Annotated in this window: 18 protein-coding genes; 11 read left to right on the top strand and 7 right to left on the bottom strand. The window is 44.5% G+C overall.

Features of this window, described 5'->3' with window-relative positions:
* Positions 1 to 344 precede the first annotated feature (344 nt).
* Complete coding sequence (locus BCT81_RS13185; protein WP_102424709.1) at positions 345 to 1,781, top strand: glyceraldehyde-3-phosphate dehydrogenase; 1,437 nt, start codon at positions 345 to 347, stop codon at positions 1,779 to 1,781.
* Positions 1,782 to 1,960: 179 nt separating this feature from the next.
* On the opposite strand, the gene BCT81_RS13180 is transcribed toward BCT81_RS13185, so the two are convergent.
* Together BCT81_RS13180 and hcp are read right to left on the bottom strand one after the other, a co-directional pair.
* A complete protein-coding gene (locus tag BCT81_RS13180; RefSeq protein WP_102424708.1) occupies positions 1,961 to 3,016 on the bottom strand; it encodes a hybrid-cluster NAD(P)-dependent oxidoreductase in 1,056 nt (351 codons plus the stop codon).
* Positions 3,017 to 3,114: 98 nt separating this feature from the next.
* Entirely contained in the window at positions 3,115 to 4,776 is a 1,662-nt protein-coding gene (gene hcp / locus BCT81_RS13175) for a hydroxylamine reductase (RefSeq protein ID WP_102424707.1), read from the bottom strand.
* 273 nt (positions 4,777 to 5,049) lie between these two features.
* Here hcp and BCT81_RS13170 point away from each other — a divergent pair, with 273 nt between their 5' ends.
* Entirely contained in the window at positions 5,050 to 5,280 is a 231-nt protein-coding gene (locus BCT81_RS13170) for a hypothetical protein (protein ID WP_008217274.1), read from the top strand.
* Positions 5,281 to 5,327: 47 nt separating this feature from the next.
* Positions 5,328 to 6,491, top strand: coding sequence for an alpha/beta fold hydrolase (locus BCT81_RS13165; protein ID WP_102424706.1), 1,164 nt, complete (start codon positions 5,328 to 5,330; stop codon positions 6,489 to 6,491).
* 91 nt (positions 6,492 to 6,582) lie between these two features.
* On the opposite strand, the gene BCT81_RS13160 is transcribed toward BCT81_RS13165, so the two are convergent.
* The 3 genes from BCT81_RS13160 to BCT81_RS13150 all read right to left on the bottom strand — a co-directional run bounded on the left by BCT81_RS13160 (position 6,583) and on the right by BCT81_RS13150 (position 8,686).
* Positions 6,583 to 7,197 (bottom strand): LysE family translocator, encoded by a 615-nt coding sequence (locus BCT81_RS13160; protein WP_102424705.1) that lies wholly within the window; start codon positions 7,195 to 7,197, stop codon positions 6,583 to 6,585.
* A 113-nt stretch (positions 7,198 to 7,310) separates the two neighbouring features.
* Entirely contained in the window at positions 7,311 to 8,231 is a 921-nt protein-coding gene (locus BCT81_RS13155; RefSeq protein WP_102424704.1) for a LysR family transcriptional regulator, read from the bottom strand.
* Complete coding sequence (locus BCT81_RS13150) at positions 8,225 to 8,686, bottom strand: Lrp/AsnC family transcriptional regulator (protein ID WP_102424710.1); 462 nt, start codon at positions 8,684 to 8,686, stop codon at positions 8,225 to 8,227. Before BCT81_RS13150 ends, BCT81_RS13155 begins: the two co-directional genes overlap by 7 nt.
* A gap of 237 nt (positions 8,687 to 8,923) precedes the next feature.
* Between BCT81_RS13150 and yjeH the strand changes: the two genes are divergently transcribed.
* On the top strand, positions 8,924 to 10,189 hold the full coding sequence (gene yjeH / locus BCT81_RS13145) for an L-methionine/branched-chain amino acid transporter (RefSeq protein ID WP_102424703.1): 1,266 nt from the start codon (positions 8,924 to 8,926) through the stop codon (positions 10,187 to 10,189).
* 15 nt (positions 10,190 to 10,204) lie between these two features.
* On the opposite strand, the gene BCT81_RS13140 is transcribed toward yjeH, so the two are convergent.
* Positions 10,205 to 11,665 carry a PLP-dependent aminotransferase family protein gene (locus tag BCT81_RS13140; RefSeq protein WP_102424702.1) on the bottom strand — a complete coding sequence of 487 codons (1,461 nt, stop codon included), beginning with the start codon at positions 11,663 to 11,665 and terminating at the stop codon, positions 10,205 to 10,207.
* Between the two features lie 90 nt (positions 11,666 to 11,755).
* Here BCT81_RS13140 and BCT81_RS13135 point away from each other — a divergent pair, with 90 nt between their 5' ends.
* Positions 11,756 to 12,415, top strand: coding sequence for a pyridoxamine 5'-phosphate oxidase family protein (locus BCT81_RS13135; RefSeq protein WP_102424701.1), 660 nt, complete (start codon positions 11,756 to 11,758; stop codon positions 12,413 to 12,415).
* A gap of 83 nt (positions 12,416 to 12,498) precedes the next feature.
* Positions 12,499 to 13,425, top strand: a complete 927-nt coding sequence (locus BCT81_RS13130) for an urea transporter (protein WP_102424700.1) — start codon at positions 12,499 to 12,501, stop codon at positions 13,423 to 13,425.
* An 8-nt stretch (positions 13,426 to 13,433) separates the two neighbouring features.
* Here BCT81_RS13130 and BCT81_RS13125 read toward each other — a convergent pair whose 3' ends face one another.
* On the bottom strand, positions 13,434 to 14,441 hold the full coding sequence (locus BCT81_RS13125) for an AraC family transcriptional regulator (protein ID WP_102424699.1): 1,008 nt from the start codon (positions 14,439 to 14,441) through the stop codon (positions 13,434 to 13,436).
* A 131-nt stretch (positions 14,442 to 14,572) separates the two neighbouring features.
* Between BCT81_RS13125 and BCT81_RS13120 the strand changes: the two genes are divergently transcribed.
* The 5 genes from BCT81_RS13120 (at position 14,573) to BCT81_RS13100 (ending at position 19,955) form a co-directional block, all read left to right on the top strand.
* Complete coding sequence (locus BCT81_RS13120; RefSeq protein WP_102424698.1) at positions 14,573 to 14,923, top strand: MFS transporter; 351 nt, start codon at positions 14,573 to 14,575, stop codon at positions 14,921 to 14,923.
* Complete coding sequence (locus BCT81_RS13115; protein WP_102424697.1) at positions 14,917 to 16,140, top strand: biotin/lipoyl-binding protein; 1,224 nt, start codon at positions 14,917 to 14,919, stop codon at positions 16,138 to 16,140. The genes BCT81_RS13120 and BCT81_RS13115 overlap by 7 nt, the downstream gene beginning before the upstream one ends.
* Before the next feature lie 714 nt (positions 16,141 to 16,854).
* A complete protein-coding gene (gene codB, locus BCT81_RS13110) occupies positions 16,855 to 18,093 on the top strand; it encodes a cytosine permease (RefSeq protein WP_032498227.1) in 1,239 nt (412 codons plus the stop codon).
* A gap of 9 nt (positions 18,094 to 18,102) precedes the next feature.
* Complete coding sequence (locus BCT81_RS13105; protein WP_102424696.1) at positions 18,103 to 19,380, top strand: cytosine deaminase; 1,278 nt, start codon at positions 18,103 to 18,105, stop codon at positions 19,378 to 19,380.
* Positions 19,381 to 19,742: 362 nt separating this feature from the next.
* Entirely contained in the window at positions 19,743 to 19,955 is a 213-nt protein-coding gene (locus BCT81_RS13100) for a cold-shock protein (protein WP_004740083.1), read from the top strand.
* The last annotated feature ends 67 nt before the right edge of the window (positions 19,956 to 20,022 follow it).

The following is a 20,022-nucleotide window of genomic DNA, read 5'->3' as shown; positions in this document are numbered from 1 at the left end:
CTATGACTTTCATTACATATCATATTTTGATTTGAGTATTTTTTGGCGAAAATTAAGTGCTACAGATTGTTAAAGTCAATAACCTTTATCTACGTATAAAACTTGATTTATGGCTAATATCACGCCAACTTACAGATAGTTTGTCTGCATTTATTTTTCCTAGCAGAATAACCAGTCGTACCTTACAATCCTGCCACATAAAAATTACAAGTTACATACAACGCATATCAAGCACATTTAAGTGGCACAAAAGACCACCGCTTGATAGCTCAACCCCCCATGCTGATTGGCTTCCCTACAACCGCCATGACTGCAGAACTTAACGTGAAAGGTCCCGAGTAAAGATGAGTCCCGAAAAGCACCTCCTAGACTGGCAAACTAGTCAAACTATTGCTGAATCCATCGCTCCAACTTTAGGTCAGTTATACCGCCAAAAAGGCGTAGAAGTTATCCTCTTCGGTAAGACCTTAGTCAACGCAACAACGATCGACATCATCAAAGCTCACCGCATCGCAAAACGCTACACAGGCTCACCGCTAACCGCAGAACAAACTCAACCAATTATCCAACACCTACTATCAATGCGCTTGTCTCCTTGCCGCGTGGATGTTGGTCGTCTAGCAGCTCAGTACTGGGAAAACCACGAAGATCTCAGCGCGATGGATGATTTCCTTCAAACGGCTCTAATGGGTTCATTAGAAGGCGAAGCGATGACCACACCTCGCGACGTTGTGTTATACGGTTTTGGTCGTATCGGTCGTCTACTAACTCGTATTCTTGTAGAGAAAAGCGGTCCAGGTTACCCACTTCGTTTACGTGCAATTGTGGTTCGTGGTGGTAAAGACGGTGATTTAGAAAAACGTGCAAGCCTACTACGTCGTGACTCAGTTCATGGCCAATTCAACGGCAGCATCGTTGTAGATCAAGAGCGCAAAGCGATCATCGTTAACGGTAATTTCATCCAAGTTATCTACGCAAATAAACCAGAAGACGTGGATTACACGGCTTACGGCATCGACAACGCACTGGTTGTTGATAACACAGGTGTGTGGCGCGACGCAGAAGGCCTAAGCCAACACGTAGCGTGTAACGGTGCAAGCAAAGTGCTGCTTACTGCACCTGGCAAAGGTGACATCAAAAACGTTGTGTTCGGTGTAAATGAAGATGTGATTCAACCTGAAGACACCATCATCTCTGCGGCAAGCTGTACAACGAACGCAATTACACCAGTGTTGAAAGCAGTTCACGACAAGTTCGGTGTTCTGTCTGGTCATATCGAAACGGTTCACTCATTCACCAATGACCAAAACCTGATTGATAACTTCCACTCAGGTGATCGTCGTGGTCGTGCTGCTTCATTGAACATGGTACTGACATCAACTGGTGCTGCAAAAGCAGTATCAAAAGCAATGCCAGAGATGGAAGGTAAGCTAACAGGTAATGCGATTCGTGTCCCTACGCCGAATGTTTCAATGGCAGTAGCAAACCTAAATCTTGAGAAAGGTACCAACAAAGACGAGCTAAACGCGTACCTACGTGAAATGGCGCTGTCTTCTGCCCTATCCGCTCAAATTGATTACACCGATTCAACTGAGATTGTATCTACTGACTTGGTTGGCTCTCGCCACCCTGGCGTCGTTGACGGTGTTGCAACTATCGCGCAAGACAACCGCGCTGTTCTTTACATCTGGTACGACAACGAGTTTGGCTACAGCTGCCAAGTTGTTCACTGTATGGAACAGATGATGGGTGTTCGCTACAAGACTTACCCAGCGGTTTAATATCTCTGAGTAAAACAAGCTCCACAACATAATAACTATATCTGCGAAGCCTGTTTCAGGCTTCGTAACCCCTTTTGTTTTACTCCCCCGTATAAACAGAAGGGTTGCCACTTAGATCTGCTCTCTCTAACGGATCTGAGTGGCCTTTTTATATCAGAAGTTCTGATACACCATCTCTTCTAAAGCTCTACCTCGACATCCGACTGAATCGAGCTTGAACATGCCAGTACATAACCTTGCTCTACCTCCTCTGCTGTCAGAGTTTCTTGGCTGCTTGATTCCACCGAACCTTTGGTCACTTTGCATTTGCAAGAGCCACAAATACCGCTGCGACACGCAATAATAATTGGCACACCCGCTTGCTCTAGTGAATCAGCAAGTGGCGTACCCACTTCTGCTTCCACTTCTTTGCCAAACGTTGGGACAAATACTTTAACTGCACTGTTCTCATTGTCAGCGACTTCAGTTTGAGGCTCTTCTGAATGAGCATTCTGAGTAGCCGGTGTAAAGCTTTCTTGATAGAAGTTATCCATGTTGAACTCAAGTTCTTTTAGATAGCTTTCTATGTCGTGCATGAAACCAACTGGGCCACACAGATAGACGGTGCGATCTAAAATGTCAGGGCTTAGATTGACCAGCCAATTCTTATCCAATCGACCTTGAGGGGCCGTGGTGCCTTGGTTGTCTTTAAGTAATAGCTTCAGATTAAAATTAGAGTAAGTTTCATCAAGTTGGTGAAGCTCTTCGAAATAAATCGTCTCTCGCTTATTGCGCGCCATATGGACGAAGTCTATCTCTATCTCACTATCTTGAGACAACCAATACTTCACCATCGCCATAACAGGTGTGATACCACAACCTGCACTGACTAACGTTACCTTCTTGCTCTCAGTCGGCATGCAATCAATACAGTTAAAGCCACCAGCAGGCTTTAAAACAGCAACCTCATCGCCTTCATCAAGCTCATCGACAATAAAATTAGACACCAAGCCACCTTCAACACGTTTAACCGTAAGCTTTAGGCGATTATCCTCTGGGCAAGAAGCAACAGAGTAAGCTCGATAATCGGTTTTTGTTGGCATATCTAAGCCCAAAGTGATGAACTGCCCCGGCTTGAAATTGAAGTGCAAGTCTTGTGGGATACTCCCCAACTCAAAGCTGACCGTATCTGGTGTTTCGTGCCATTTCTTTAAGCACACTAAATTGATTGAATCGCGATCCGACCATGCATACATCGTAGGTTTACCTTGCTCTAAAGATTAAAATCGAAAGAGCCCCGCCGTTGTCGCTTTTATAAAACGTTACAACAACGGGGCTTAGGAGTTGGCTTACATTAAGCCGCTAAGATTGTTTTAAGATCTTGCTCTGGCGTTGAGATAGCACGCATGTCGAACTCATCTTGAATAATCTTAAGTAGGTTTTCTGTTAGGAATGCTGGCGCTGTTGGGCCTGTGTAAATGCCTTTCACACCTAGCGCAAACAAAGTAAGCAGAATAACAATCGCTTTTTGCTCAAACCAAGATAGAACCAGCGTTAGTGGTAGTTCGTTAATGCCACAGTCAAACTCTTGAGACAGTGCAAGCGCAAGCTGAATCGCTGAGTACGCATCGTTACATTGACCCACATCTAACAGACGAGGAATGCCATTGATGTCACCAAACTGGTTTTTGTTGAAACGGAACTTACCACACGCCAAAGTTAGGATAACTGAGTCTTCTGGTGCTTGAGCAGTGAAGTCTGTGTAGTAGCTGCGCTCAGATTTGTCACCGTCACAACCGCCCACAAGGAAGAAGTGTTTGATGTTGCCTTCTTTCACTTGTTCAACAACCGCAGGTGCTGCTTCCATCAGTGCATTACGACCAAAGCCGACAGTGATCACTTGCTCGATCTCGTCATGCTTGAAGCCTTCTTGTGCAAGTGCACAATCGATTACTGCACTGAAATCGTCGCCTTCAAGGTGAGCAACACCCGGCCAGCCAACAATGCTACGTGTAAACAGACGGTCAGCATACGCCCCCACATCTGGGTTAAGCAGACAGTTAGACGTCATCACAATCGCACCAGGGAAGTTCGCGAACTCTTTCTGCTGGTTCTGCCAAGCGCTACCGTAGTTACCCGCAAGGTGTGGGTATTTGTGCAGTTCAGGGTAACCGTGTGCAGGTAGCATCTCGCCGTTGGTGTAAACGTTGATGCCCTTGCCTTCCGTTTGTTGAAGGATCTTCTCGAGATCATGCAGGTCATGGCCAGAAACAAGAATACAGTGGCCTGCCTTAGTCTTCACATTCACGATTGTTGGTTGAGGGTGACCAAATGTGTCTGTCTCACCCTTGTCTAGCATTTCCATTACTTTGTAGTTCATCAAGCCGATCTGCATTGATGTATCCAGTAACTGTTTTAGGTCAGTTGGATCGGTACCTAGGAAAGCCATAATCTCATGGTATTCAGCAAAGATAGCATTGTCTGTTTGGCCAAGAACGCGAGCGTGCTCCATATACGCAGCTGCACCTTTTAAGCCGTATAGACAGAGAAGACGAAGACCAATCACATCTTCGTGTTGAGATTCATGACCACGGTTAACCGCAGCTTGTGGTGCAAGCGCTAAAAGCTCTGAAGAGTCCGTAGGAAGGTCGAATTGCGCGGCAGGAGAAAGCGCTGGGATTTCGAAACCGATTAACGTAGCAGCTGCACGAACTTTTTGCTCTAGACGCTGTTTAAATTCGTGAGATTGCTGAGCAAATTCAATGATACGAGCAGGGTCGAAGTTCACGTTAGTGAGTGTCGCGAAGAACGCTTTTGGCGCCCACTCATCGATTTCAGTATCAATAACATCGCAAGTGCGACCTAAGTTTGCCCAAAAAGAAACACCTTGAAGAGAATACACCAACACATCTTGAAGGTCGGATACTTCCGATGTTTTTCCACACATACCTTGTGCGAAAGAACAGCCTTTTACAGTGGGTGTTTGAATAGTTTGTTCACATTGAATACAGAACATATAGGGGCTCCAGTAATTTTTATTAGCTGTAAGTACTTCGCTTACAGTGACTTATTCCAAACCCTATAGAGCATCAAGCGTGCCAACTTTTAATTATCTGATTTTTAAGGAGTTAATCATAACCCGTAGTTTTAGTGCGTGATTATGACTACATTTTACGAACCAAAGCAAACACATACGTGTCATAGTGACTCTCGACAATTATTTTACGGCGTTCATGTTTCGTTCAGAAAAGGAGCGATAAAGTAACAACATAGAAAAAGAGGAATGAATATGAAAAATATATTAGTTACGATTGTTGCGCTATTTACTGGCCTTTTGGCGCTATTCACAAGCTTGATCCTTGCTATTCCTTTGGCTATTGCAGCTTTGATTACTGGCAAGCGCATTCAGAATCAAATGAAGAAACAAGGCTTCGCAGCTCATATGAACACTCATCACTCATCAACATCTGATGCTGGTGTTATTGAAGGCGAATACGAAGACCTTTCGAATAGAAAATAGTCTAAGCTTTTGCTTCAAGACAACAACGATAGAGACAACACCAAATAATGCATAGAAAGACCGTCCTAACTCTGCTCGCTATTACGACTTTAGGTCTCGTTGGATGCTCTAACGAGACCATCACTCCAGCTTACGAAGCTTCGCCAAGCCTACCTGAATATCAGCAAGACAGCTTCGATGCCTATGTGACCAAAACACAAGACTGGCTATTAAAAAACCGTGTGTTCATCACCGAAGACAAGCAATTAGAGGTCCAACTTAATTCACCCACCGAGTACCAACCTACCTCACCAAATGGTAAAGCAGTTCTGTTGGTCCATGGATTAGGTGACTCGCCGTATTCGTTCAAAGACATTGCAGAACATTTAGCCGACCAAGGTTACTTGGTGAGAACCGTGCTGCTTCCAGGTCACGGCAGCCGAGCAGGTGACTTAATGCGACCGCATCTCGAAGATTGGCAAGGCGTGGTGGCTCATCATACTAAGTTACTTGAGCAAGAGTACGATTCAGTATGGCTAGGCGGTTACTCTACCGGTGCAAACCTTGTGACTTCACAAGCGATGAAGGATTCAAAGATCGCAGGATTACTGTTGTTTTCACCTGCATTTCAACCGAATTCATCGGCCGTGCAATACGCGGGGCTAGCGAGCTATTTTGTGACTTGGGCGGACCAAGATCCTGAAGACAACATACTGCGTTATAACTCACTGCCAATGAACGGAGCATCGGTATACTACGAGACCTCAGAAATCGTTCGTGACGACTTAAAAGAGAAACAATTCGACAAGCCAGTGTTCATTATGATGAGCGAAGGCGACAGTGTGATTGACACTAATTTCGTTCAACAGGCGTTTACTGAATCTATGCCGAATCCGAATAACGTATTGGTATGGCAAGGGGAAACTAAGCTCGATGACCCTCGCGCTGTACAATACAGCATGAAAATCCCAGAGCAACGTATCTCAAACGGTTCTCACATGGGCTTGTTGTTCTCACCAAACAATCCGTATTACGGTATCAATGGTAGTGAGAAAATCTGCTCTAACGGGCAAGAAGAGGGCTTTGAGGAAAAGTGTAATGCGAACAGCGAAGTGTGGTATTCAGCATGGGGATACCGTGAAGAAGGTAAAAATCACGCTCGCCTAACGTATAACCCTTACTTCTCCGACTCAATGGCCAAACTAGATTCAGTGCTAAACTCGGCAGGTTAGTCAGACAAACTCATAAAAGCTAAAAAGCTCACTAGCGACTCGCTGTGAGCTTTTTTTATACATATCTTTTTTGCGAGTCAGTTGCCTAACGCTATATGGTCCACACCACACGCACAGCAAGCAAGATCAAAACGATACCTGAAAGTCGATCAATCAACTGCGCTTTTGAACGGATTCGTTCAACAATGAGAGGGCTAGATAGCACCAAGGTGATGAAGGTGTACCATAGGCCATCAACAATCAGCGGAGTCGAAACAATAATCACTTGGTTGGTCAGCTCATTGCCAAGCGCGACAAACTGGCTAAACAGAGCGATGAAGAACAGTGCGATCTTAGGGCTCAAGATAGAGATTAAGAAAGCTTCACGAGCAGACTGCATGTAGCTCATCTGTTCACCAGCTTCTAATTTGGCAGCTACACCACCTTTCGAACGCAGAGCATTGACCCCCAAGTACAACAGATAAGCTGCACCCGCCAAGCTAATACCTTTAAATAACGTTGGAGATTGCTCCAATACCACTGCTAAGCCTACGATGGTTGCAAACGCATAAATACCAATACCCGCAGCGTGTGACCAAGCAGCGATAAGCCCATTAATACGACCACCAGCTAAGCTGTGTTTAGCGATCATTGCTAAACTTGGCCCCGGAGACATTGCTCCCAATAGGCAAATCGCCAATAAAGAAAACCAAATTGTTACCGTCATCATTCCATTCCTAGTCAAACCATGCGTTCTAGTTGAACGCTCTACCATTGATAGTTAGCATAATTATCACTTGGTATTATTTGAAATCAAAGATAATCATCATAGGTATGATTTCAAGTCATACTGATATTGTAACTCGACTTTTGCATTGCCTCGAACGCCTTTTCTCGAGCCCATTTATGTGCAGAGTCGTTGTCGTACTTTGGGTGCCACATCAACCAATAGGTGTGCATTTCGGTTTCGAATGGCAATGGAAAATACTTAACCTCTAGATGCCTACCTAGGTTATAGGCGATGTGTTCCGGTACGATCATCAAATAATCGTCTTGCATTAACACGTTACTTGCCGATGAAAAGAAAGGAACCTTAAATGCCACTCTGCGTTTCAGCCCTTGCTTTTTCAATGCAATATCGGCGTAGCTGTCTTTGTCCCCTCCTCCAGTCACCTTGATATGAGAGTACTGGACAATATCTTCGGAACTTAACGCCTCTTGCTGAGCCAATGGATGTGATTTGCGCATTAAACACACCGATTTGTCCTCTCCAAGCTTGGTGCTCGAGACATGCTCCGGCTTTTTAGGAAACATGCTGGAAGCCAAGTGGATTCCTGATTCATTGAGTGATTCAAGGTAGTTTGGCTGCCACAAACGGTAGGCCAAATTGATGTTCGGCGCGTCTGCTGATACCTCGGCAACAATCACTGGCAAAATATACTGAGCAACATAGTCACTAGAAGACAATACAAACTCACCCTGCCACTCTTGAGGTTCAAATGGTTTGTCATCTAGCAAGTGGTCAAATTCACCGAGTAGGTCATCGAGTTTCTCTTTAAGCAAAATAGCTCGATTGGTTGGCACCAGCTTATTACCATCACGCACTAATAGAGGATCGCCACATAAATCTCGTAGCTGGCTAAGTTGGCGGCTCACCGCTGATTGTGTGATATGCAGACGTTGTGCGGCTCGACTCACATGACACTCTTCAAGAAGGACATGTAATGAACGCAGTAGGTTTAAGTTAATATTGCCTAGCATGAATGTACCGTCGGATTCAGCTTGTTAAAAAACTCGGTCAACACGGTATGAGTCATTAGATGGCGAAGCTCTGGATAGCTTTGCAGCTGATCGCGAACTTGATTTAAACGTTCCATACTCTCGACCTCGACATACAGCATCATATCAGTCTCTCCACTAATTGAGTGGCACCATTGCACACCGTCAATACCATGAATTTGGTTCGCGTAAGACTCGCAACTATGGTCACTGCTCGACAGGTCGAACTTCAACGAAATATAAGCGCATACGTTTTTCGTTTGGTTGGGCTCATCGACAAGAGCGCAGTAACCTTTTATGACTTTGTCGCTTTCTAACTTCTTAATTCGCGCATTCACCGCCGAACGAGAGAGGCTCACTTCTCTCGCAATATCGCTCACTGAGCAACGAGCATTGCTTTTTAGGATATCCAAAATTTGGCGATCAAATTTATCCATGCTTTTGATTCTTCCCATTTATTGTTCTATTTATCACGCCTAATTTGACACAACTCTTGAACTTATAACAGTCGCTGTTTACGACAGCCGACACTTTGACCGTTAATCCAAGAAATACCGTTAAAATGGCGGCGGCTTACGACGTTTCGCTAGCTGTATTATTGATGACGACAATGTATGCTTTCATTCACACTCTTTCCATTCCCAGATCAAAATCGTCACAAGCTAGGAGAGCGAATGACCCAGCTAAAACAAGAAATCACGCTAATGTCCGGCATCGGGCAACTTTCAACAACCTTGCTTGGTACTGGGCTATTTATGATTCCCGCTATCGCGGCAGGTATTGCAGGTCAATTATCACTGTTAGCCTGGTTAATCCTGTTTATCGCCATTTGTCCTATTGCTCTCACTTTCGCCGCGCTAGGTAAACGCTACCCGAACGCGGGAGGCACTGCCTATTTTGTTCGCCAAGCGTTTAGTGAACGATTGGAAACGAGTGTCGCTTGGTTGTTTGTTAGTGTAGTACCCGTGGGTATTCCAGCTGCTATCGCATTAGCTGGCGGCTTTGCTCAACAGTTATTACCAGCACCGCTCGACACACCACTCGGAGCTCAGTTCTTTACCGTAGCGCTACTGATTGCGGTCAATCTTATGGGCAGTAAATCTTCCGGCCGCCTACAAACCGTGATTGCCCTGTCAATCTTTGCCTTAGTTAGTGCTTTCGTTTGGAAGGCTGAGATCACTGTAACCGATATAGCGGTACCTAGCCTATCCTCTGACTCCATGTGGTCTATTGGCGCGGCACTGGCAGTGATGTTTTGGTGTTTTGTCGGAATCGAAGCTTTTGCTCATATGGGGGAGGAATTCAAAAACCCTCAAAGAGATTTCCCTATTGCTATCATAGTTGGTTGTTTCGTTGCTGGCTTAATGTATTGGGCTTGTTCAGTGGTGATCCTCAAGCTAGGTGCGTATGGCTCTGCGGAATTTGACGCCGCATCAATCCCATGGCTAACTGAACAACTGTTTGGTAATGGGTTTAAAGCTGTTATCAGTGTGCTTGGTTTCTTTGCCTGTTTCGCTAGCCTGAATCTATACACCCAAAGCTTGTCACGAATGGTCTGGGCTCAGGCTCGTCAACACCGACCTGATGGCAAAATGGCACAGCTCAATAGCCGCGGAGTGCCGCTCTGCCCAACGTTAGCAATCGGCGTTATCGCACTGATTTCATGTGTAATCGGCGAGCTGTCCAATCTAGATCTTGAGTTCTTTCTTAAGCTCGCTAACGGTATTTTTGTTCTGGTTTATCTGCTCGCAATGCTAGCCGCCTGCCGACTTCTGAAAGGTACTTCTAAATACACGGCGATGCTTTCGTTGGTTATCTGCACTATCGTGTTTATCTGCCTAAGTTGGTCAATGCTGTATGCTGTGACGATTTTTGTGACATTGTCACTCCCTTGGCAAAAATGGTTCGGTAAACCCACAGTTTCTATCGATAAGTTATAAGTACTACAGATACCTTTACTGATAAAAAAGCCGAGCGATCGCTTTGATCTTCGGCTTTATTTCTGCCAAACGAATATTCCCAAAACCCAATAACGCCCCATTCCAACCACGCTCAACACTCGAGCCATATTCGTAAAAAGAAAATGGGCGAATAATAATATTGTCGAGCTCAGCTCTTCGGCTCCATTCATGTTCAGAAATGCCACCATTCCATTTGACGGTTACATGCAGTCCCGCCGCTTGGCTTATCACCTCAAGGTCGCCGTTAAACTCACTTTCAATCGCATCGATCATCGCTTCGTACTTGAGTTTATACGAACGACGCATCTTCCTGATATGGCGTAATAAATCACCTTCACGAACAAAATCAGCCAATGCTTCTTGCGTATGGCTTGCGGTGTCTCCACTGAGCGCATCTTTAATCTCGAGACACTTTGCAACCAAGTGCTCTGGAACCACCAAATACCCCAAACGAAGGCCATTGAACATCACCTTACTTAGTGAGCCGACATAGATAATACGATCATCCAAGCCAAGCTTGCCCGCTAGCCCTTGCATACTGGTATATGGACGGTGAGCGAACTGAAACTCGCTGTCATAGTCATCCTCTATGATCCAAGATTGGTTTTGGTTCGCCCAATCAATCAGCTTAAGGCGCTGCTCAGTATTAAGCGTAGTCCCCATCGGGTATTGGTTACTTGGAGTGACGTACAAAGCCTTGGCTTTACTGGAGAGGACTTTATCGATATCAAGCCCAACCTTTTCTCGCACCGCCACACCGTCTAATTTGAGCTTTAACAGATCAACGATTTTATGGACTTGTCGATACCCAGGTTCTTCCATCAATAGTTCATCCCCCATCATCAACGTTGCCATCAAACCAATGGAAATCGCTTGTTGCGCCCCCGCCGTGATAATAACTCGATCAACGTGACAGCGAACTGAGCGACTGCTCGCGAGATAGCCACTGAGCGCATCTCGTAAAGCCACACTCCCTTGGACGTCTTGGTTGCCTGCAATGTTTTGACGCGTTGAATGTCGCTGCAGTAGCCTTTGCCATTTCGCAAAAGGGAAAGCGTTGAGATCAGGCACTCCGGGGGCAAAGCCACTATTGATATCATGCGTTGTCGCTATGGCTCTAGGTACTACCGAAGCCTGTGCAGCCACCTGACTCGTCTTTTGAACAAGGTTAGGTTGAGACGAGTTCAAGAAATGTTCGGGCTGTTCGACCGACACATAAAAGCCAGATCCCTTACGACTTTCGATATAGCCCTCCGTGACTAACTGCTCATACGCGTAGATCACCGTATTTCGGCTCACCGATAACTCAACAGCCAACTTGCGCGTTGAAGGTAACTTGCTGCCTTTACTCCATAAATCTTGAACGATCTTCTCTCTGATCGCATGAAATAAAGCGGTTTGACGCGTGTCATGTTGCTCACTAAGTTGTAGGTCACCGACATCGATAGGCTGCATAACTGGATCCAAATAGTGTTTAAAAGTGGCTCTATTTAATAGACCAGTTAATCGCTACATTAATCAAAAGGCAATGATTAAGGAGCGATTATGTTATCTAACACGAAAAGAACCACTATTAAGAAAGGGGCTCATAAAGCGGTATTTGAACAAGAGAAACTGCATCAAATCATTGATGAAAGCTTAATCGCACATATTGCTTTGCAGGGCGAACAAGGGCCGATGGTGATACCAATGTTGGCATGGCGAGTGGGTGACATGGTCTACATTCATGGTGCAAAAAACAGTCGCTTGCTTAGAGGGCTTAAAAAGGGTGAACCAACCTGTTTAACATTCACGCTATTTGATGGCTGGGTGTTGGCTCGTTCAGCCTTTCATCACAGCGCACACTACCGTTCAGCGGTTGTACTGGGTTCATTTTCAGTCATCGACGACAATCAAGAAAAGGATCGCTTGCTGAATATCTTCATTGAGCAGATAGCCCCTGGTAGAACCGATGAGGTTAGGCTGAGCAATAAAAAAGAGCTCACTGCGACTGAGTTATTGGCGATACCATTAACTGAAGCATCGGTGAAAATTGGTAAGCATGGTGTGAATGACGATCTGGCTGATATGGATATCCCTGTATGGGCTGGGGTACTTCCCTATCGAACCGTTGTGGGCCCACTAGAAACGGTACCCGAGCAAGAGGGGCTCATTGAAAAGCCTGACTACCAACAAGCTTATGGTGAACGTTGGTATCAGAATTAGCACGATAGGGTGGTCAATAGAGGATAGTTGTATACAATCTGGTTTATCAAAATTTTAACATTAGTAAATAACGTAGCCAGACGATGCAGACGAATAAGGACTTTCAACAACATCAGGGCTTGCTCAATGGTATTGGGCAAGTCTATTTCACCCCTTCTCTCGTGACGTCGGTTCTACTATTGTTTGCGATCTCAATGGAGTCACTTCCGCTGGCTTTACTCACCTTGCTTGGCGCGAGTTGCAGCTACACATTGGCTCGTGGTGTCTATACATTTAGTCATACCAACAGCAAACCAAATCATCACATAAACAGTGGAATGTATGCGCTAAACGGAGCGCTGATTGCTCTGTTCATCGGAAACTTTTTTGGTGTGACGCCACTATTGGTGGTAGTAACAATATTCGGTGCACTACTCACCGTACCTATCGCTAATATCGTATTCAGATTTGATAAATATCGAGGTTATACCAGCGCGTTTATCCTTATTGCTTGGCTGATTTATGCACTTCAATCGAGCTTGGACCTTTCGGTCTTTTCTCCATCAGATTCTAATCGGATACCGCTGATGAATATTGATGTTGATTTTGGAACTCTGCTGCCCACTTTTATTCTGACCATACTTAAAGGGATCAGCCAAGTCAGCTTTATCAACAACGAATGGACAGGGCTGATTATTTTAATTGCTATCACGCTCCACAGCGTCAAATACGCAGTTTGGATCGTGTTGGCTGCAGTCATCAGCACTCTGTTTAGCGACATGATTGGTGTTGATGACACACTGATTTCTCAAGGGTTGTATGGCTACAACGCCATTTTAGCGACATTGGCACTCGTTCTCTATCCAACAAGAGTTACATGGCAGTTGGTTATCGCGGTTATGCTCTGCAGTTGCCTAATCACCCTTATTTTTCATCGACTAGAACTCATCCCGTTAACGGCACCTTTCGTTCTCAGCACCTGGCTAATGGTTTATTTATCTAGCAGATTACAAAAAACCAATGTCGCATAGTAATGCCATTATAAATCGCTCCTGAACCTTTCTATGTATTGCTTCGGTGTTAAACCTCGATGTTTCTTAAACATTCGATTAAAACTCGCGACATTGGTATAGCCTAAGCGTTTCGCAACCTCTTCAATGGACAATTTATAACTCAACAACTCCACAGCAACATTGCTTAATGCATAACCCATAATGGTAGAAAAGTTGACACCCAATTTATGCAAGCGCCGTTGAAACTGTTGCTCAGATAACCCCAGTAAACTCGAGACCTTGTACAAGGTCGGCAACCCAAAGTGGCGGCTGTAGTTGATCATCTCATACGTCACTTTATGTTCATCACCGGCATCTGGCATATTGAGGTAATTGTCTAGATCATGAAAATTCATCGCCAAACCCATTTTCCCAACACTCGGTGACTGATTAATCGATAGTCTCGACTTACTTGGAATCCAAACCTCGGTGCGGGGTTGGCCCCATTGAATATTGCAACCGAAGTACTTTTCATAAAGGTCAACGTTTTCACGATACCCTGCGATAGAAACGAACGCTGGTTTGAAATCAGGCCCTAAATATCGCCTAATAATCTTCATCATGAAAATTGCGATACGCACTGAGTCATGAACCTTACCAACTTCAGAATACTCAGGATTATCGTAACACCACTTAATTAAGCTCCCAGCCTGAGTTCCATAGAGAAAAGCCCCCGACTGTAAACAGTGCAGTCCAATATTGACTCTACGAATAGTTGAAGCTAAGTCGTGTCCGGAGAAGAACCAGTTAGCAAGTGGCCCTAATCTCTCAACATCCACCCTATCGGCAAGCTTCAAAATAATGTCGGGATCGTTCGTTTGCTGCTCGAGTAAGCCGTACCATTTATCCACTTCATTGACAGGAATCAGGTTCAAAGCGTTAGCGAAGACTGACTTGGGAATGCCTAAAGAATCCATATCTATGTCGCGGTTAGCCGCCGCATACTGATAAATGCCTAAAATTCCTAATGCTCTTAAGAAGTTACAATTGTTCATTCGTGATAAACCCTGAAATGTAATTACAGATCAAATCATTTACCTGTCATTATTGAAGTAATTGGTAAATTTGCAACCTATAAATCGGATATCTATCACACTCAGCGCTCAATTTAGCTTAGGGTTTATCAATGAGTTTAGTAAGTGTCCCATTTGTCGGAACTGGCGCTGATACAGCGCTACACGTAGTTGCGGGGGTTGTATTGGTCGCAACCATTGCCGCCGCATGTTACGGGTTCTGGCGTGTTCATGAATTACCAATCAATAAAGCTCACAGTAAAGAGCATCAACAACTCGGTTTGATCACAGCACTCACATGGATTGGATTTTTATGGCACTGGGTATGGGTACTCGCCGTGATCTTAGCATTCGTTGATATGGAGAAAGCCATTATCAACCTGAGAGATACATGGAAAGCACCACCAACACCAAAAGATTCAACCACGACTAAAACTAAAGGTGAGGAGAACCAAACATGTTAGAAGGTTTAGCAATTTGGGCGCTGTTCATCTATTTATTGAGACTGATTGGTATGCCTTGGAACAAAGGCACAAAAGCGTTTGCTTACCTTGGAGGTACATCATGGCTGATGTTTGTATGGGTCGGACTGATTAACTTCACGCCAATGGATTTGTCTGGGGGCTCTGTGGTTCAATCGCCACACATTCAATTGCGTCCAGATTCAACCAATGTGTCTGGGAAAACCACGAAGGTACATATTCACCCGAACCAAGACGTGGCTGAAGGGCAATTGATCTACGAGATCGACGACACCAAATATGTGATCGCTCGAGACAAGGCACAGGTTCAGTTAGAGTCAGCAGAGGTCGCTCTAGATACCGCTCGTCAAGAAGTCAGTATCGCAAAAGTCAGCTACCAATCAGCGCTTGAAGACATCAAAGCTTCGATAGCACAAATTGAGTCAGCAAAGACCGACTTAGTTTTGCAGTCTAAGACACTGGATCGTTATCAAAAGCAAAACAGTGTGGTTGAACACACCATTACAGAGTCTGACATCGACCAACAAACCGCAAAGGTGGACTTAGCAACACACAACGTCACTACGCTTGAATCTCAGTTGAGTAAAAAAGAAGTAGATGCGGAGAACGCTAAATTAAACATCCACAAAGCCGAAACCAATGTAAGTAAGAAGCAAACCGAGGTCGACTCTGCAAAAGCCACATTGGCACAAGCACAGTGGGACTTGAATAGCACGAAAGTAACGGCGCCATCAGATGGCTTTGTTACCAACTTTATTCTTCGTGAAGGGCAACGTGTTTCGATGATGCCTCGTATACAAATGTATACCGAAGAGAAATACGTGTTAATGCGAGTAAACCACCAAGCGATTCGCAACATCAAAGTCGGTCAGCCTGCGGAGTTCGCAACAGCGGTATACCCAGGGAAAATCTTCTCTGCGACAGTAGAAGGAATTGTGGAAGCAACGGGTGAGGCACAAGCCAGCTTATTAGGTATCGATGAACAGGTTCGAGTAACCACAGGTCGAAACCTTCAGAACAAGCACCACTTCGTTCGTTTGAAGATTGATGAAACAGAAGGTTACGACATCCCTGTCGGCTCAGTAGGGCTTGCTTGGGTTAGTGGTGAGAAGCCAATTAGCTTTATGGCCTTCCTCGATGTTATCCGTGGCATCATCATCAGAATGAAGTCTCAGCTATACTTCTTCTACTCTATCTAACCACCTTCTTCATTGGTGAACAATTCAAAGCCCGTATGATCAAATATCATACGGGCTTTTTCGTCTTTTACTCTAAAGTGATATGTGTTACGCACAAAGCAAAGCCAACAATCGAACAATCAACTCTTCTTTTAGACTAAACCAAACCACTATAAATCGCAAAATGCATTTGCAAAATGCAAAAACAAGATATTAAAATGCGAACATATCGCTCAAATACGCACCAAATTGCTATAAAACAGACAATTAATAAGAGTTTTAGAGTTGGCACACTAACTGCAATGTAATCTAGTGACCCTTCTTAAGCCGAGGGTCACCTAGCCAACTGACGTTGTTAGTGAACCTATTCTTGTTCACAAAATATATAAGCCAATCGCGATTATTGCGGTTGGCTATTTTTTTACCTGTCGTTTGGCTAACCAATCCCCCCTCGATACAGACACCCATTCAATCGCATAACAATCAACATTCATAGTCAACCATCACTAGTAGACACCCAATACGCTATAGAAAACGTTTTCTATTAATTTCTACGAAATAAATCATAAAAATAACCGTATGTTTTATATAGAAATTGACAAGAAAACTGATTTTAAGCCGGCTCTATTGACAAAATTAGCATTGACTATGTGATTTATATCACCATAATGCGCACGTTTGCCTGCAATACGGCGACCGTTAATTTTAATTTTGATCATTTGCGGAGGTTAAAAAATGGCTGCTGATAATAACTACAGTCTAGGGCCGGTTCCAACATCGGCTAGGAAAGGAGTTGCTTCACTCACCATGGTAATGCTTGGACTCACTTTCTTCTCTGCAAGTATGTGGACAGGTGGTTCACTCGGGACAGGCCTTTCATTCAACGATTTCTTCCTCGCCGTTCTCATCGGTAACCTAATTCTCGGTATTTACACTTCTTTTCTTGGCTACATCGGCTCATCTACTGGCCTCTCTACTCACCTCCTTGCTCGTTTCTCTTTCGGTACCAAAGGCTCATGGCTTCCTTCTGCTCTACTTGGTGGCACACAAGTCGGTTGGTTTGGCGTAGGTGTAGCGATGTTCGCGATTCCAGTACAAAAAGCGACAGGCATTGATACCAACACCTTAATCATCGTATCTGGTTTGCTAATGACAGGTACTGTGTACTTCGGTATTAAAGCGCTCATGGTGCTGTCAGCGGTCGCCGTTCCCGCTATTGCTATTCTGGGTGGTTACTCAGTACTGACAGCCGTAGACAGTGTTGGTGGTTTAGAGCAGCTACAACTTATCAAGCCAGAAACGCCAATGGACTTCTCAATGGCCTTAGCTATGGTTGTCGGTTCATTTGTTAGTGCAGGTACATTAACGGCTGACTTCGTGCGCTTCGGTAAGAAACCAGCGAGCGCAGTACTGATTACCATGGTCGCGTTTTTCATCGGTAACTCGCTGATGTTCATCTTCGGTGCGGCTGGTGCAGCAGCAACAGGTCAAGCGGACATTTCAGATGTGATGATCGCTCAAGGTCTACTACTGCCTGCGATTATCGTACTAGGTTTAAATATCTGGACGACCAACGAAAACGCGCTTTACGCATCAGGCCTAGGCTTCTCTAACATCACAGGCCGCTCAAGTACTACAATGTCTATCATTAACGGCATTATCGGTACGATTTTCGCGCTGTGGTTATACAACAACTTTGTTGGCTGGTTAACCTTCCTTTCGCTAGCGATTCCACCAATTGGTGGCGTTATCATCGCCGACTTCTTCGCGAACCGTAAACGTTACAAAGATTTTGCAAATGCGGAGTTCCAAACCGTTAACTGGGCTGGCATTATCGCGGTTGCAACAGGCGTAGCAGCAGGTCACTTCCTCCCTGGCGTTGTTCCTTTGAACGCCGTGTTAGGTGGTGCAATCAGTTACCTAGTGCTAAACCCTCTATTGAATAAAAAAGCTCTGAAATCTCAGGCCGCTTAAGGACACACTATGACAACCTTATTAATCAAGAACGCGAAACTTCAAGACCAAGAAGGCTTGAAACAGATTCTGATTGAAAATGGTCAATTTTCTCGCATTCTCGATAATGACGCGCAAATCAATCATCAAGGCGATATCCTTGATGCACAAGGCGGCATTGCGGTTTCTCCTTTCTGTGAACCGCACATTCACCTTGATACGACTCAAACTGCTGGTGAGCCTAACTGGAATATCTCTGGTACCTTGTTTGAAGGTATTGAGCGTTGGGCTGAGCGTAAAGAACTGCTTTCAATTGAAGATGTTAAGTCACGTGCGAAGCAAACTTTGAAATGGCAGATTGCCAACGGTGTACAACACGTTCGTACTCACGTAGACGTGTCTGATCCAACGTTAGTCGCGCTAAAAGCCATGGTTGAAGTACGTGAAGAGATGAAAGAATGGGTCGACATCCAGATCGTTGCATTCCCTCAAGAAGGCATTCTTTCATACCCTAACGGCAAAGAACTTCTTGAAGAAGCGGTGAAGATCGGTGCTGACGTTATCGGTGCTATCCCACACTTTGAGTTCACTCGTGAATACGGTGTTGAATCGCTGCACTATGTATTTGAACTTGCACGTAAATACGACTGTCTCATCGACGTTCACTGTGACGAAATCGACGACGAACAATCTCGTTTTGTTGAGACACTGGCAGCCCTAGCTCATAAGTTCGAAATGGGCGAAAAGGTAACAGCAAGCCATACGACAGCGATGGGCTCTTATAATGGTGCTTACGCATCTCGCCTATTCCGCCTATTGAAAATGTCTGGCATCAACTTCGTTGCAAACCCGTTAGTGAACATTCACTTACAAGGCCGCTTCGATGACTACCCTAAACGTCGTGGCGTGACTCGCGTTAAAGAGATGCTAGCAGCGAACATCAACGTCTGTTTTGGTCACGATGATGTGTTCGACCCATGGTACCCATTAGGCACTGCAAACATGCTTCAAGTACTCCATATGGGGCTACATGTGACGCAAGTGATGGGCTATGACCAAATCAACAACTCGCTTGATTTAATTAGCAAAAACTCGGCTCGCACGCTGAACATTCAAAACAACTATGGTATCGAAGAAGGTAAGCCTGGTAGCCTACTGATTCTTCCTGCAGAGAATGGCTTTGATGCAGTGCGCCGCCAAGTTCCTGTGCAGTACTCAGTACGTCACGGTAAAGTGATCGCAGAGACACAACCAGCGAAGACCAAAATTAATCTAGATAAAACTGAAGATGTAAGCTTTAAACGCTAATATCGTCTATAATTATGATCGAATAAAAGGAAGCTGAGATGCTTCCTTTTGTTGTGTTGTGCGAAGCGATAAAACTATCACTAATTCAGTGTGTTTTTTGTAGATTCGCACGGTATGACAAAAAAAACACTGATTTCGCAATCAATGTGTGTACATCTCGAAAGACTGTGTTAACATGCACTCGCTCTGTTAGCCGGAGTTATTTAAGTTAGATGAATAGTAAAAAATTGACATGTAAAATCGTTACCCGTTTTTGTAAGTAGTTTTTCCTTATTTCTTAGCAATATTAAATAATTCAATTATCAGCGCATTGCATTGAATGCAATCAACAATTTAGAAAATTTATGAATAAGGGACAAATTATGTCTAACACAAATACTGGCACTGTAAAATGGTTTAACGAAGAGAAAGGTTTCGGCTTCATTTCTCAAGACAACGGCGGCGCTGACGTATTCGTACACTTCCGTGCTATCGTTTCTGAAGGTTTCAAAACTCTGAAAGAAGGCCAAAAGGTTTCTTTCGAAGTTGAAAACGGTCAAAAAGGCCTACAAGCAGCAAACGTTGTTGCTCAATAATTAGCATTTAGCTAAAAAGAATTTTAAAGCGCTGATTTTTATTGGCGCTTTTTTGTATCTGTCGAAA

It is taken from the genome of Vibrio sp. 10N.261.52.A1, from assembly GCF_002876325.1.
Classification (GTDB): Bacteria; Pseudomonadota; Gammaproteobacteria; order Enterobacterales; family Vibrionaceae; genus Vibrio; species Vibrio chagasii.
This window is presented reverse-complemented; position numbering and strand designations above follow the sequence as displayed.